Source organism: Hymenobacter sp. IS2118 (genome assembly GCF_000715495.1).
Lineage (GTDB): Bacteria > Bacteroidota > Bacteroidia > Cytophagales > Hymenobacteraceae > Hymenobacter.
The window spans coordinates 1-14,153 of sequence record NZ_JNLX01000050.1; the positions used below are offsets into that span (position 1 = coordinate 1).

The following is a 14,153-nucleotide window of genomic DNA, read 5'->3' on the forward strand; positions in this document are numbered from 1 at the left end:
GGCCCGCGGCCCAGCCGCGCGGTCGGCGTCCCGCGCCGCGCCGGCCGCTCACCTTCGTGGGACAAGCCCAGCTGCTCATCGCTAATAATCAGCGGATGGAGCTTTTGCCGCTGCTGTTGCCCCTGGACTGGCTGCGGCAGCCTGAATCCTTTGACATTTATACCTGGCCCCGTCTGCTGGCCGAATCGGCTCAGGCGCAGCCCGACGCTACGTTTGACGCGGTAATGGAACGGTTCGAGAGCTACCTGAACGACCAGAAATCGCGGGGCACCGCTCTCTATTATTTCATTGCCAAGTGCCTGAGTAAGTTGGTGCAGCTGCCGACCCTTGTCGAGCAGGTGCGGCTGTTCGCCTCAGAACTTATGCGGCAGTACCGGCGGCTTTCCGCGTTGCACAACGCCCTGGCCACGGCCGGATTTTCCCCCATTGAAAACGAGCTGGATACCGGCCTGCCCGTCAAAAAACGTGGCCGGCCCGCCAAAAACGCAGCTCAATGAAAGCAAAAAGAGCGTCTGGTCAGACGCTCTTTTTGCTTTCATTGGAAAACTTCGGAAAAGCTAGAAATTCCGCTCGCCCACTTCGCGTTTGCCCAGCATCACCGACCCCACCATGGCAACCAGTAGCAGGATAGAAGCTAATTCAAACGGCAGTGCGTACTGCTGAAACAGCACCAGACCCAGCTTGTCCACCATGCCAATCTGCGAGTCGAAGCTGGTGGCGTTGTAGCCTTCGGGCTGAATGTCGCGCATGGCGGCCACCAGTATTAGCAGCAGCGAGCCGCCGGCGATGGCGGCCGCAAACTTGGCCAGGGCCGGCTTGTGCGGCTCGGTTTCCTCGTTCAGGTTCAGGAACATAATCACGAACAGAAACAGCACCATGATAGCGCCGGCGTACACGATGATGTTCACCGCGGCCAGGAACTGCGCGTTCAGCAACAGATAGTGGCCCGAGAGCGTGAAGAACGTGAGGATGAGGAACAGGACGCTGTGCACCGGGTTTTTGGCCAGCACCACGCCCAATGCACTCAGCAGGGCCACGAACGAGAGAAAGAGAAAGAGGGAAGACATTGAGTAGTGAGGTAAGCTTTAGCTTGCCGTTTTAAAGGTCGGAGTTGAGTACGGCAAGCTAAAGCTTACCTCACAATTATACCAGTTGCGTGCGCAGCTTGTCGGCCTGCTCGGGCGTGAGCTGGATGCCGCGCTTCGAGCGGTTATCCGGTGTCACGGGCTCCACCAGTCGGTCCTTGCCATAGATGAACTCGTCGCGCTCGAAGCGGGGCGGGGCCATTTTGTCGGCTTGCAGGTACACGGCAGCTTTGGGACAAGCTTCCTCACACAGGCCGCAGAAAATGCAGCGCAGCATGTTGATTTCGTAACTCACGGCGTACTTCTCCTCGCGATAAAGGTTTTCCTCGCCCTTTTTGCGCTCGCCAGCCACCATGGTAATGGCTTCGGCGGGGCAGGCCACGGCGCACAGGCCGCAGGCCGTGCAGCGCTCCCGGCCTTTTTCGTCGCGCTTCAGCACGTGCAGGCCGCGGAAAACAGGGGAGAAAGGGCGCGTCTCTTCGGGGTAGCGAATGGTGACCTGCTTCTTGGTAGCAGCCCGGAAAAAGTGCTGCATCGTAATGCTCAGGCCCTGGAAAATAGCCGGCAGATAGGCCCGCTCAGCCAAAGTCATGGGCTTCTTTTCGAGAACTTTAGCGCGTTTGCTTAAGGATTCCATAGTGGTTTCTGTCATGCCAAGCTTGTGAAGCATCTTATCAGATTCGCAAAGCTCGATGGTAACTATCTCTGACGAATGGAGCAGCGGTGATACGATGCTTCCTTCGTCAGCATGACAGTTTATTTAATAATGCCAAACGTAATCAGGCCGCCCGTGAGCAGGATGTTGAATATGGCCAGGGGGATGAGGATGGTCCAGCCCAGGCGCATCAGCTGGTCGTAGCGGAAGCGTGGCAGCGTCCAGCGCACCCACATAAAGAAGAAGATGAAGCTGAAGATTTTGGCGAACAAGCCAAGCAGTCCGACGATGGTGATAATGTTAGAGGCCGTCACCAATTCCAAGCTCTGCGATGATACGAGCCAGTCACGCAGCTCGGATTGAAACGGGAAGTTGAAGCCGCCAAAGTACAGCACGCTCATCACGGCCGAAGCCACAAACACGTTGATGTACTCCGCAAACAGGTACAGGCCCATTTTCATTGAGCTGTACTCGGTGTGGTAGCCGCCAATCAGTTCCGTTTCGCACTCGGGCAGGTCGAAGGGCGTACGGTTGGTTTCGGCAAAAGCGCACACGATGAAGATAATGAAGCCCAACGGCTGCTTCATCACGTTCCAGTTGAAGATGTCCTGCCACACGAAAGGCGCATCCGAAGCCTGCTGAAAGGTGATTTCGCGTAGCGACAGCGAGCCCGACATCATCAGCACGGCAATCAGGGCGAGGCCCATGGCAATTTCGTAGCTGATGTTCTGGGACGCGGCGCGAATGGCACCGAGCAGCGAAAACTTGTTGTTCGACGCCCAGCCGCCAATCATGATGCCGTACACGCCCAGCGATACCATGCCGAACACGTAAAGCATGCCCACGTTGATTTCAATGCCCTGCAGGTGAATGGCCGTGTCGCCAAACTGCAGCACGTTGCCAAACGGAATCACCGCCGACGACATCAGCGCCGTAATCATGGCCAAACACGGCCCGAATACGAACAGCGCCCGGTTGGCCCCAGCGGGGAAAAACTCTTCCTTCGTGAAAAGCTTCACGGCATCAGCCAGCGGCTGTAATAGGCCGAAAGGCCCGGCACGGTCTGGCCCAACCCGGTCCTGCAGAAACGCGGCAATCACGCGCTCAGCATAAGTAGAGTAGGTGGCAATCAGCAGCGAAACGCCGAAAACAACTAAAACGACGACGCCTTGCCAGGCTAGGGGTGGAAAATCCATAGAGGAATTGTCATGCTGAGCGTGCGAAGCATCTTATCAAATTCGCGCCGCTCGAGTAGGTATAATTTCTGCGAAGGTAGCCGTGATAGAACGCTTTAGTTGTTCAGGCCGCCCAGGCGCAAGGGCGGGTTCTGTTCCAGCTCGCGCACAGTGCTCTCCGGAAGGTCGGCAATGACTTGCGGGTTCACTACCGGCAACTCGTAGTGGTTTTGGGCAATCACCGAGGCGCGGTTGATGTGTGCTGGACCTTCCAGCGTCCAATCGGCCGTTTCCTTTTTGTCGAAGCGGCAGGTGTTACAAATCCACTCCTTCACTTCGCCGTACTCGTCCTTGCGGGCCGTTACACGAAGCACGTCTTTGCCTTTGTACCAGAGCGTCACGTGGCCGTTGCACTTGTCGGTTTCGCAGTCGCGGTGGGCATTCACGGGTTTCGTGAACCACACCCGCTGCTTAAAGCGGAAGGTTTTATCCGTCAGCGCGCCCACCGGGCACACGTCGATAACGTTGCCGCTGAAATCGTTGTCGATGATGTTCTCAATGTAAGTACCAATCTCTGAGGCATCGCCGCGACCCAGCACGCCGTGCACGCGCTCGGGCGTGAGCTGGTCGGCTACGTACACGCAGCGGTAGCACAGAATGCAGCGCGTCATGTGCAGCTGAATGAGCGGGCCGATGTCGATTTTCTCGAAGGTGCGGCGCTCTTCCTCGTAACGGGTGGTGCTCAGACCGTGCTCAAAAGCAAAGTCCTGCAAGCTGCACTCGCCGGCCTGGTCGCACACCGGACAGTCGAGCGGGTGGTTGATGAGCAGCATTTCCACGATGCCCTTGCGCACGTCCATCACCTGCTCGTTGATGGTGTTTTCCACCACCATGCCGTCCTGCACTGTCGTGATGCACGAGGCCACCAGCTTGGGCATGGGCCGCGGGTCTTTGGCCGAACCGGCCGAAACCTTCACCAGGCAGGCGCGGCACTTGCCGCCCGAGCCCTTCAGCGGGGTGTAGTAGCACATGGCGGGCGGCACAATGCCGCCGCCAATCTGGCGGGCCGCATTCAGAATAGTGGTTCCGTCCGGGACCTCTACCTCTATGCCGTCGAAGGTTATTTTAGCCATTGGTTTGTTGCGTATTTAGGTCGTCATGCTGAGCATTCCGCGTATCAAGCGGCGACGCAGCGAAGTCGGAGCATCTCTACCGAGTAAGTAATTCAATCGACTCAACGAAGCGGTAGAGATGCTTCGGCAAGCTCAGCATGACGGGCTGTCTCTGTGCTGGTTTACGCCAGCACCGCCGCGCCGCGGTATACCGCGCCGGGAGCCGTAGCCTCTTTCGGATGGTTCACGTGCCACTCAAACTCGTGGCGGAAGTGGCGCACGGCGGCCGCTACCGGCCATGCGGCGGCTTCGCCCAGCGGGCAAATGGTATTGCCTTCAATCTGCTTGGCTACGCTCACAATCAGGTCGATGTCGTGCATCGAGCCATGGCCGTGTTCGAGGCGATGCAGTACCTTTTCCAGCCAGCCGGTGCCCTCGCGGCAGGGCGAGCACTGCCCGCACGACTCGTGGTGGTAGAAGCGCGAGTAATTCCAGGTATTCTTCACGATGCACGTCGTTTCGTCCATCGCAATGAAGCCGCCCGAACCCAGCATGGTACCGGTTACGAAGCCACCGTCGCTCAGCGACTCGTAGCTCATCAGTCGGTTTTCACCGGCGGCGGTTTTTAGAATTAACTCTTTCGGCAGAATTGGCACGGAGGAACCACCAGCCACTACAGCCTTCAACTCGCGGCCTTTCCAGATGCCACCGCAGTATTCATCAGAGTAGATGAATTCCTCCACCGGCAGGCCCAGCTCAATTTCGTAGATGCCGGGCTTGTTGAGGTGGCCACAGGCCGAAATGAGCTTGGTGCCCGTGCTTTTGCCGATGCCGATTTTGGCGTACTCGTCGCCGCCCTCGTTCACGATAACCGGCACAGCCGCAATGGTTTCCACGTTGTTGACCACTGTAGGGCGGGCATACAACCCCTGCACGGCCGGGAATGGCGGCTTATTGCGCGGGTTGCCGCGCTTGCCTTCCAACGATTCCAGCAGCGCCGTTTCCTCACCGCAGATGTAGGCACCGGCGCCGGGATGCACGTGCAAATCGAGCGAGTAGCCCGAGCCGAGAATGTTCTCGCCCAGGAAACCAGCCGCGTAGGCCTCAGCAATAGCCTTTTCCAGAATGCGCAGCACGTACAATAGCTCGCCGCGAATGTAGATATAGCTGGTGCGCGCGCCCAGGGCGTAACTACCCGTAATCATGCCTTCAATGAGCAGGTGGGGCAGTTTCGTCATCAGCTGCCGGTCCTTGAAGGTGCCGGGTTCCGATTCGTCGGCGTTGCAGACGAGGTAGCGCGGCACTCCTTCCGGCTTGGCCAGAAAGCCCCACTTCATGCCGGCGGGGAAACCCGCGCCGCCACGCCCGCGCAGGCCCGACTTTTTCACTTCCTCCGTTACCTCATCGGGCGTCATAGTCTTGAGCGCCTTTTCCACGGAGCGGTAGCCGCCGTGCTTGCGGTAGACCTCGAAGGTGTTGATGCCTTCGACGTTGATATGTTCGGTTAATAGCTTGCGGCCCATAATGGTAAGCGTTGTGCTGATGGCCAGCCGTTAGTTGTTTCTGAGGGAGTTGGGCAGGTCGTTTTCTTCCCACGACAGGATGGGGCGATGAATCTGCCCGCGCAGGTCGTTGAGCATGGCATCTACTGCTTCGGTCGTGTCGAGCTGCTCGTAGTACTGCTCGCGCACCTGCACCACGGGCGCAAAGCCGCAGGCAGCCAGGCACTCCACTTCTTTGAGCGTGAACAGGCCGTCGGGCGAGGTTTCGCCCACTTTGGCCCCGGTGATGCGCTCCAGATGTTCGGTTAGCTCGTCGGAGCCGCGCAGCATGCAGGGGCCCGTACGGCAGATTTCCAGCACGTGCTTGCCCACCAGCTTGAGGTTGTACATGGTGTAGAACGACGATACCTCGTACACTTCAATTGGCTTGATATTCAGGGTTTCAGCCACCAGGTCCTGCACCTCGGGACTCACCCAGCCGCCGAATTCAGCTTGCGCGATGTGCAGAATCGGCAGCAGAGCCGACTTACTCCGGTCATCCGGATAATGCGTGAGCAGGCGCTTAATTTCCGCCTGAGCAGCGGCAGAGAATTGCGGTTTGGCGGGCGCGGTGGTCGGCTCCATAGCAGTCAATTTCAACAAAAACTAAGCGTCCAGCTCGCCGGCGATGACGTTCATGGACGAGAGAATAACAATGGCGTCCGACAGCGTTGTGCCCACGGCCATTTCGGGATACGCCTGGTAATAAATGAAGCAGGGCCGGCGGAAATGCAGGCGGTAGGGCGTGCGGCCCCCATCCGAAACCAGGTAGAAACCCAGCTCGCCGTTGCCGCCTTCCACCGAGTGATACACCTCGCCAACAGGAGCATCAATCTCACCCATCACGATTTTGAAGTGGTAAATCAGGGCCTCCATGTTCTTGTACACGTCCGGCTTGTCGGGCAGGTAGTAGTGCGGGGCGTCGGCGTGATACGGGCCTTCGGGCAGGTTATCGAGCGCCTGGTTGATAATGCGCAGGCTCTGCCAGATTTCCTCGTTGCGCACGATGAACCGGTCGTAAGTATCGCCGTTGGTGCCCACCGGAATGTCGAACTCGAAGTCCTCGTAGGAGGAATACGGATTCATGGCGCGCACGTCGTAGTCCACGCCGGCGGCCCGCAGGTTGGGGCCAGTGAAACCGTAGTTCAGTGCCTTTTCTGCCGAAATCGGACCCACGTTCACCACGCGGTCCATGAAAATACGGTTGCGGTTGAACATCGATTCGAATTCCTTCATCACCACCGGAAAGCTTTTCAGCCAGGCCCGCAGCTTGGCGATGGCAGCCGGCGAAAGGTCGCGCTCCATGCCACCCACGCGGCCCATGTTGGTGGTAAGGCGGGCACCGCACACCTCCTCATAGATTTCATACACTTTCTCGCGCTCCTGAAACAAGTACAGGAAGCCAGTAAACGCACCCGTATCCACCCCCAGAATGGAGTTGCAGATGAGGTGGTCGGTAATACGGGCCAACTCCATCATAATCACGCGGATGTACTGCGCGCGCTTAGGTACGGTCACCCCGAGCAGCTTTTCCACCGTCATGTGCCAGCCCAGGTTATTGATGGGCGATGAACAGTAGTTCATCCGGTCAGTCAGCGTCGTGATTTGGTAGAAGGGCCGGCGCTCGGCAATCTTCTCAAAGGCCCGGTGAATGTAGCCAATGGTAGGCACGCCGGAGATAATCCGCTCGCCATCCATTTGCAGGATGTTTTGGAAAATGCCGTGCGTGGCTGGGTGCGTGGGGCCCAAGTTCAGCGTCGTCAGCTCCTGGCTGAAATCGTTGAGTAGGGGCATGAGCTGGCCGTCGCGCTGGGCAGCGGCCTCTTTGGTGATTTTGCGGGTGCCTTCCAGCGTGTCGTTTACTGCCATGATAAGGGTATCAGGGGCCTAGCGGCCAAAAAACAGGTCGGTTTTGTCTTCGCGGGTACCATCTTCCAGCGGATATTGCTTCCGCATGGGGTGGTAGTCCATGTCCTCCACGTTGAGGATGCGAATCAGATTGGGGTGGCCGGTGAAGATGACGCCGTAGAAATCGTAGGCCTCGCGCTCCATCCAGTTAGCGGCGGCGTAGAGGTTACTCAGCGTGGGCACCACCGGGTCGGCCACCGGGAAGAAGATTTTCAGGCGCAGCCGGATGTTTTGCGTCAGGCTGTGCAGGTGGTAAATCATGCCCAGCTCCTTGCCCTCGTTCTCGGGGTAGTTGATGCCGCACATGGTGGTCAGAAAGTTCAGCTTGATTTCCTGGTCCTGCTGCAAGCCGGCAATGACACCGTGGATGCGCTCCCGCGTGGTGGTCACCGACAACAGCCCATATTGCTCCTCCACGTCGGTAAACGTATCCTCGCCAAACAATTGGTGCAGCAAAGCCAGCACCCGCGCATTCTGGACCTTGATGGGGTCTTCGGCAACAGCGACTTCGGGAGCGGCGGCAGATTCTGGAGTCATTTCGTAGCTATTAGCTGAAAGCTGCTAACTGTTAGTTTGGTGTTCAGCTTTATACTGTTGGGCTCGAAAGAGGCTAACAGCTACCAGCTAATGGCTAACAGCTTACTTATTTGATGTTGTAAGATTCGAGCAAGGCCTGGTACTCGGGCGCATTGCGGCGGCGGAAGGATTCGTTGCGGGCGAGGTCCTGCACGCGCATCAGGCCGTCAATTACCTGCTCGGGGCGGGGCGGGCAGCCGGGCACGTACACGTCGACCGGGATGATGCGGTCGATGCCCTGCAGCACCGAATACGAGTCGAAAATGCCACCCGAGCAGGCGCAGGCGCCCATGGCCAGCACCCAACGGGGCTCGGCCATTTGCTCGTACACCTGCTTCACGATGGGGGCCATCTTCTTGGCAATGGTGCCCATTACCATGAGCAAGTCGGCTTGGCGGGGCGAGAAGCTGGGCCGCTCGGAGCCGAAACGCGAAATATCGTAGTGCGAGCCCATGGTGGCCATGAACTCAATGCCGCAGCAGGAAGTGGCAAAGGGCAAGGGCCAGAGCGAGTTGGCGCGGGCCATGCCCACCACCTTTTCCAGCGAAGTGGCAAAGAAGCCGGCGCCTTCAACGCCCTCGGGGGCTTCAACCGTTTTGATTTCCGGAACGCGGGTATCCATCATATAGAATTCAGATTTGGAGGCCTATCGGCTTAGTAACCAACACCAGCCTGGCAGCAAAAGTTTGGCCGAATTATGCCTCGTTCCAGCGCAGAATGCCTTTTTTGATGATGTACAGAAAGCCCGCCAGCAGAAAGAACATGAACAATATCATGGCAATGAAACCGTCGTTGCCCAAGGCCCGGAAGTTCACCGCCCACGGATACATGAAAATGACTTCGACGTCGAACAACACAAATACAATGGCCGTGAGGAAGTACTTCACCGAAATGGGGGCGCGGGCGTTGCCCACCGACTCGATGCCGCACTCAAAGGACGCGTCCTTCACGGCACTCTTGCGCTTGGGGCCCACGAGGTGGGAAACAATCATGGCAAAAGCTACGAAAGCCAGCGCCAGCCCAAACTGAATGAGAATGGGCAGGTAATCGGCAGGCTGGTAACCGTTGACGGGCAGGGCTAGATACATAGTGGTCAATTATATAGCAAACAGGCCTCACGGGCGCTGAAGGGCAAAGGTAACGCCCACGGGGTTGGGGCGCAATGTTATAAATGGCGGGCGGGTTTGCTGGCTATCTTTGGGTGTTAAGCAGGAACAAATGGAGCAGGAAAAACCCACCGCCAAGCGCTACTCTGTGGCCGAGTATATGGCCCTCGAAGTGCGGAGTGACGTCCGGCACGAATTCTTTGAGGGCGAAGTGTTTGCAATGGCGGGGGCTTCCATTCGGCACAATCTGCTGATTGGGAATTGCTTTCTGGCGCTGCGGACAGGGCTGCGGGGTTCAAAATGCCGGGTATTCACCGAAAGCGTGCAGTTAGCGGTCGAGCGCGGCCGCTACTACAACTACCCCGACGTAGCAGTTACCTGCACACCTGCCGATTTAGCGGCAGAGCGTACCATAGAATCTCCCGTTCTGCTGATTGAAGTACTGTCAAAATCCACTGCTAACCGCGACCGTAGCTGGAAATTCAACCAATACAAGCAGCTGCCGACATTACGTCATTACCTGCTGGTTTCGCAAACCACCTGCCTAGTGGAGTGGTACCGCCGCGAAGAGAGTGGGGTTTGGTCCTTCACGCCGCTGACGCTATTTACCGACTAGCTGTTCATTCCTGAACTGGGCTTGGCGTTGCGTTTGCAGGATGTCTACGAAGAAACCGGCGTTACGCAGATGTCCAATCATCCGGACCCAGAGGAATAAAAAAAACGGCCCGCATCGAATGATGCGGGCCGTTTTTTTTAGGGTTTACAAACCCTTGTCGCGGTTCAGGTCTTCGGCGGGCTCGGCACCCAGGAAGGGGTACCGGTAGTCGACGACGGGTACGAAGGTTTCCTTGATGGCGCGGGGTGATACCCAGCGAATCAGGTTGAGCGACGAGCCGGCTTTGTCGTTGGTGCCGGAGGCGCGGGCGCCACCGAAGGGCTGCTGGCCCACCACGGCGCCGGTTGGCTTGTCGTTGATGTAGAAGTTGCCGGCCGCGTGCTGCAGGCGCTTGCTGGCCAGGTCAATGGCGTATCGGTCCTGGGCAAACACGGCGCCGGTGAGGGCGTAGGGCGAGGTGCTATCCACTAGGTCCAGCGCTTCTTCAAACTTGTCGGCGTCGTACACGTGCACCGTAAGCACGGGGCCGAACAGCTCCTCGCACATGGTCACGTATTTCGGGTCTTTGGCGAGGATAATCGTGGGCTCAATGAAATAGCCCTTCGACTTGTCGTAGCCACCGCCGGCAATGATTTCAGCGTTCGGGTCGGCCTTGGCGGCGTCGATGTACTTGGCCAGCTTATCGAACGACTTCTCGTCGATTACGGCGTTGATGAAGTTGCCGAAGTCCTCCACGTCGCCCATTTTGAACGAGGCCAGGTCTTCCTTCACGTAGCCGAGGATTTCATCGGCGGTATTGGAAGGCAGGTACACGCGCGAGGCGGCCGAGCACTTCTGGCCCTGGTACTCAAATGCGCCCCGGCTCATGCCCACGGCTACGGCTTTGGGGTGGGCCGAGTGATGGGCCAGGATGAAGTCTTTGCCCCCGGTTTCGCCCACAATGCGCGGGTAAGATTTGTAGCCGGCAATGTTTTGGCCGATGGTTTTCCAGATGTTCTGGAACACGCCGGTAGAGCCGGTGAAGTGGATGCCGGCAAAGTCGCGGTGGGCGAAAATAACGTCGCCGGCCGTGGGGCCGTCCACATACACGAGGTTAATCACGCCGTCGGGCACGCCGGCTTCCTTAAACAGCTCCATCAGCACCTGGGCCGAATAGATTTGGGTGTTAGCAGGCTTCCACACAACGACGTTGCCCATCATGGCCGCCGAAGACGGCAGGTTGCCGGCAATGGACGTGAAGTTGAACGGCGTGAGGGCGAACACAAAACCCTCCAGTGGGCGGTGCTCCACGCGGTTCCACATGCCGGGCAGGCTCTCGGGCTGCTGCTTGTAGATTTCCTGCATGTAGTACACGTTGAAGCGGAAAAAGTCAATCAGCTCGCACGCGGCGTCGATTTCGGCCTGAAACGCATTCTTGCTCTGGCCCAGCATGGTGGCCGCGTTGATGCGGGCCCGGTAGGGGCCGGCCAGCAGGTCGGCGGCTTTGAGGAACACGGCGGCGCGGTGCTCCCAGGGCAACTCGGCCCAGGCGGTGCGGGCGGTCAGGGCGGCCTCAATGGCCTGCTTCACGTGGCTGGCGTCGCCGGCGTGGAAGTGGCCAATGGTGCGCTGGTGGTCGTGCGGCGGGCTGATGCGCTGGGTTTTGCCCGTGCGCACCTCTTTTCCACCGATGTACATCGGAATGTCCAGCTCCAGGTTGCGCAGGCTCTTGAGCTGCTGCTGCAACTCCAGCTTCTCTTTCGAACCGGGCGCGTAGCCTTTCACAGGTTCGTTAATGGGGATGGGGACGTTGAAAAAGGCGTTGGCCATGGGGTTCGGGTTAGGTGGTGTGGGAGTTTTGGTGCGGTAGGTCAAAGGTAAAGCGAATCTTAAAGCAGCGGCAGTAGCGCGCGCACCTGGCGCAGCAAATCGTCGCGGGAGCCGGTGTTGTGCAGGGTAGCGGCGAAGTGGGGGTAGTCGTCCATCGCCGTTTCGCTGGGGTGGTTGTCGTCGCGGGTACCGTCGCCGCGTTGGCGCAGCGGGTCGCCTTCCACGCGCAGCATCAGGCCACCGCGGGCCCGAATGGGGTTGGCCTCGTTGGGGAATCGCACGTCGGGTACCAGCACAAAGGCATCGGGCGGTAGGCCGGCAAAGAAGGCATCCACCCACACCAGCGGCTCCCATACGCGCAACGCCTGGCCCACCTGCTGGAGCATTTCGCCCCGCGTGCGCCCAAAAGTGGGCACCAGTTGGGTCTTGCCTTTTTGGGAATAATAGGGCGCCACGTCCTCGCCCGTCAGGGCTGCGCACACGGATTTAATAGAGTCGCCGAAAGAGCGAACCTGCCAGAGGCGCTCGGGCTGCAACTGTTGCAGCAGGCGGGCCACGGTGTCTTTGCCGCTGCCACGGCGTCCGGAGAGGCCAATGAGGTGTACCATGAATTGAATTTTTTCTAACACTGCATTTGTCAGAACGTCATGCTGAGCGCAGTCGAAGCACCTCTACCGCATTGGTAAATCTGATTACTTGCGCGGTAGAGATGCTTCGGCAAGCTCAGCATGACGTGCTAATCGAATGACCTGCTCCTACAAAATGCCCTTCAACTCGCTCAGACAGCTGATTTCGTGCGTTATCGTATTGAAGTGTCGGCGCTTGTCGGGGTTGAAGTATACTTGGTCGATGCCGGCGTTGTAGGCGCCCAGCACGTCGCATTCCAGGTTGTCGCCAATCATGAGGCTTTCGGCCTTGGTGGCGCCGGTGCGCTCCAGGGCGTGGGCAAACATGCGCGGGTCGGGCTTGAGGTGGCCGCTGTGCTCGGAGGTAATCACTTCCTCGAAGTAGTGCGTGAGGTTCGACGAAGCCAGCTTAATGGCCTGTATGTCGTTGAAGCCGTTGGTTATCAGGTGCAGACGGTAGTTGGGCTTGAGGTAGTCCAATACGTCGTGGGTGAAAGGAAATACCGCCGATTTATGGGGCAGAATGTCCGTGAACTCCGCCGAAATAGTGGCTGGGATTTCCGCTTCGGGCACGCCCAGCTTCGTCAGCGTCCGCACAAAACGCACGTCGCGCAGTTGCTGCTGCGAAATTTTATTGCTCTGGTACAAGCGCCACAGGGCATGGTTGACGTCGCTGTAAACCCGCACAAACTCCTCCACCCGAAAGCTGCGGTAACGCGCAAAATCGTGCCGCTCAAACAGCAGGTGCAGGGTTTCGTTGGCGTTTTTCTCGAAGTCCCACAGCGTGTGGTCGAGGTCAAAGAATATGTGACGGTATTTCACGAAATAGCGGTTAATGGTTAGTTGTTAACGGTGAGTAGTGGTCAACGGTGAGTGGGGATGTTCAATTCTCTCCTAATCATTGACCACTAACCGCTCACCACTAATTAATGCTGCCCGCCAGCGCCATGCTCAGCACCCCGGCCAGCATGATGCCCTTGCACCAGGCGCTGAGGTACTTGAAATGGTGGCGGCGGTCGGCGCGGAACAGCAGGCGCGTGAGTTGGGCCATGGGCAGCAACACCAGCAGCACGAGCCACGCGCCCAGCGGCCAGTGCCCGCTCGCCAACAACCGGCCCGTGGCGCCCAGGGTTAGCAAGGCCAGGCAGGCCAGGAAAAACCCGGCCACCCACTTGGTGCGCGCCACGCCCACCACCAGGGGCAGGGTGCGGCAGCCATGCTGGGCGTCGCCGCGCATGTCTTCCACATCTTTCACTATCTCGCGCACCACCGTGAGCAGGAACGCGGCCAGCGCGTAGGGCCACACCACGCTGTTGCTGTCGTTGCGCTGCAGTTGCAACTGCAGCTCCGGCAGCAGCACCAGCGCCGCCGTGAGCGTGGCAATGCTCACGTTGCCCACCAGCGCCACCCGCTTGAACCGGGCCGAGTAGCCCCACAGCAGCAGGGCCGTGCCCAGCGTGACGGCCCCCAGCACCGGGTGCAGCCACCCCGCCAGCAGCACGCCCACCGTGCTCAGCAGCAAGTGGGCCAGCATGGCCTTGCGCCGCCGCACCACCCGCCCAATCACCAGCCGGTCGGGCCGGTTGATGGCATCAATTTTCACGTCGTAGTAGTCGTTGATGATGTAGCCGGCCGCCGCCACCAGCAAGGCCGCCACCACCAGCAGCCCAAATCGGGGCTGGAGCAAGGCTTCCTGCACCGGCAGCTCGGGCAGGAGCAGGCCAGCCCGCACCAAGGCCAGGCACAGCAGCATGATGAGCAGGTTGGGCCAGCGCACCAGCGTGGGCAAGGCCGTGCCCAACCCTCCCGCCGGGGGCGAGGGCAACGGCGTGGCGTGCTGGGGCGGGAGGGAGGACATGAAGCGGCGGCGAAGCGCAAAGGTCGGCTTAAAGAGCGGGTCAATGGCGGCGGCGCGCGGCAACCAGGCAACAAAAAAGCTCCTCC

General features: G+C 59.0%; 16 protein-coding genes. 2 read left to right on the forward strand and 14 right to left on the reverse strand.

Annotated elements, in window-relative coordinates:
* Positions 1–497: hypothetical protein (locus GM79_RS25325; protein WP_035559190.1), on the forward strand; the 497-nt coding region annotated here is incomplete at its 5' end.
* Positions 498–557: 60 nt separating this feature from the next.
* Here the strand turns inward: GM79_RS25325 and GM79_RS03260 are convergent.
* From GM79_RS03260 to GM79_RS03305, 10 genes are all read right to left on the reverse strand, one after another.
* Positions 558–1,067, reverse strand: coding sequence for an NADH-quinone oxidoreductase subunit J (locus tag GM79_RS03260; protein WP_035559193.1), 510 nt, complete (start codon positions 1,065–1,067; stop codon positions 558–560).
* 76 nt (positions 1,068–1,143) lie between these two features.
* Positions 1,144–1,677 (reverse strand): NuoI/complex I 23 kDa subunit family protein, encoded by a 534-nt coding sequence (locus GM79_RS03265; protein WP_200875573.1) that lies wholly within the window; start codon positions 1,675–1,677, stop codon positions 1,144–1,146.
* A 164-nt stretch (positions 1,678–1,841) separates the two neighbouring features.
* The gene (gene nuoH / locus GM79_RS03270; RefSeq protein WP_035559200.1) at positions 1,842–2,936 is read right to left on the reverse strand and encodes an NADH-quinone oxidoreductase subunit NuoH; all 1,095 of its coding nucleotides are present in this window, start codon (positions 2,934–2,936) and stop codon (positions 1,842–1,844) included.
* A gap of 95 nt (positions 2,937–3,031) precedes the next feature.
* Positions 3,032–4,048 carry a 2Fe-2S iron-sulfur cluster-binding protein gene (locus GM79_RS03275; RefSeq protein WP_035559202.1) on the reverse strand — a complete coding sequence of 339 codons (1,017 nt, stop codon included), beginning with the start codon at positions 4,046–4,048 and terminating at the stop codon, positions 3,032–3,034.
* A gap of 161 nt (positions 4,049–4,209) precedes the next feature.
* Positions 4,210–5,550, reverse strand: coding sequence for an NADH-quinone oxidoreductase subunit NuoF (nuoF, locus tag GM79_RS03280; protein WP_035559205.1), 1,341 nt, complete (start codon positions 5,548–5,550; stop codon positions 4,210–4,212).
* 30 nt (positions 5,551–5,580) lie between these two features.
* On the reverse strand, positions 5,581–6,153 hold the full coding sequence (gene nuoE, locus GM79_RS03285; RefSeq protein WP_035559208.1) for a complex I 24 kDa subunit family protein: 573 nt from the start codon (positions 6,151–6,153) through the stop codon (positions 5,581–5,583).
* A gap of 21 nt (positions 6,154–6,174) precedes the next feature.
* Positions 6,175–7,362, reverse strand: a complete 1,188-nt coding sequence (nuoD, locus tag GM79_RS03290; RefSeq protein WP_051718462.1) for an NADH dehydrogenase (quinone) subunit D — start codon at positions 7,360–7,362, stop codon at positions 6,175–6,177.
* Between the two features lie 93 nt (positions 7,363–7,455).
* Positions 7,456–8,013 carry an NADH-quinone oxidoreductase subunit C gene (locus GM79_RS03295; protein WP_081867531.1) on the reverse strand — a complete coding sequence of 186 codons (558 nt, stop codon included), beginning with the start codon at positions 8,011–8,013 and terminating at the stop codon, positions 7,456–7,458.
* A 106-nt stretch (positions 8,014–8,119) separates the two neighbouring features.
* Positions 8,120–8,674 (reverse strand): NADH-quinone oxidoreductase subunit B, encoded by a 555-nt coding sequence (locus tag GM79_RS03300; protein WP_035559328.1) that lies wholly within the window; start codon positions 8,672–8,674, stop codon positions 8,120–8,122.
* A gap of 73 nt (positions 8,675–8,747) precedes the next feature.
* Positions 8,748–9,140, reverse strand: a complete 393-nt coding sequence (locus GM79_RS03305; RefSeq protein ID WP_035559213.1) for an NADH-quinone oxidoreductase subunit A — start codon at positions 9,138–9,140, stop codon at positions 8,748–8,750.
* Positions 9,141–9,204: 64 nt separating this feature from the next.
* Between GM79_RS03305 and GM79_RS03310 the strand changes: the two genes are divergently transcribed.
* Positions 9,205–9,774: a Uma2 family endonuclease gene (locus GM79_RS03310; RefSeq protein WP_235183903.1), complete on the forward strand. Its 570-nt coding sequence runs from the start codon at positions 9,205–9,207 to the stop codon at positions 9,772–9,774.
* Between the two features lie 144 nt (positions 9,775–9,918).
* On the opposite strand, the gene pruA is transcribed toward GM79_RS03310, so the two are convergent.
* The 4 genes from pruA to GM79_RS03330 form a co-directional block, all read right to left on the reverse strand.
* Positions 9,919–11,583: an L-glutamate gamma-semialdehyde dehydrogenase gene (gene pruA / locus GM79_RS03315; RefSeq protein ID WP_035559333.1), complete on the reverse strand. Its 1,665-nt coding sequence runs from the start codon at positions 11,581–11,583 to the stop codon at positions 9,919–9,921.
* A gap of 59 nt (positions 11,584–11,642) precedes the next feature.
* Positions 11,643–12,191 (reverse strand): hypothetical protein, encoded by a 549-nt coding sequence (locus tag GM79_RS22690; protein ID WP_051718450.1) that lies wholly within the window; start codon positions 12,189–12,191, stop codon positions 11,643–11,645.
* A 147-nt stretch (positions 12,192–12,338) separates the two neighbouring features.
* Complete coding sequence (locus tag GM79_RS03325) at positions 12,339–13,031, reverse strand: YjjG family noncanonical pyrimidine nucleotidase (RefSeq protein WP_035559215.1); 693 nt, start codon at positions 13,029–13,031, stop codon at positions 12,339–12,341.
* Positions 13,032–13,131: 100 nt separating this feature from the next.
* Positions 13,132–14,067, reverse strand: coding sequence for a geranylgeranylglycerol-phosphate geranylgeranyltransferase (locus GM79_RS03330; RefSeq protein ID WP_152559803.1), 936 nt, complete (start codon positions 14,065–14,067; stop codon positions 13,132–13,134).
* Positions 14,068–14,153: the final 86 nt, after the last annotated feature.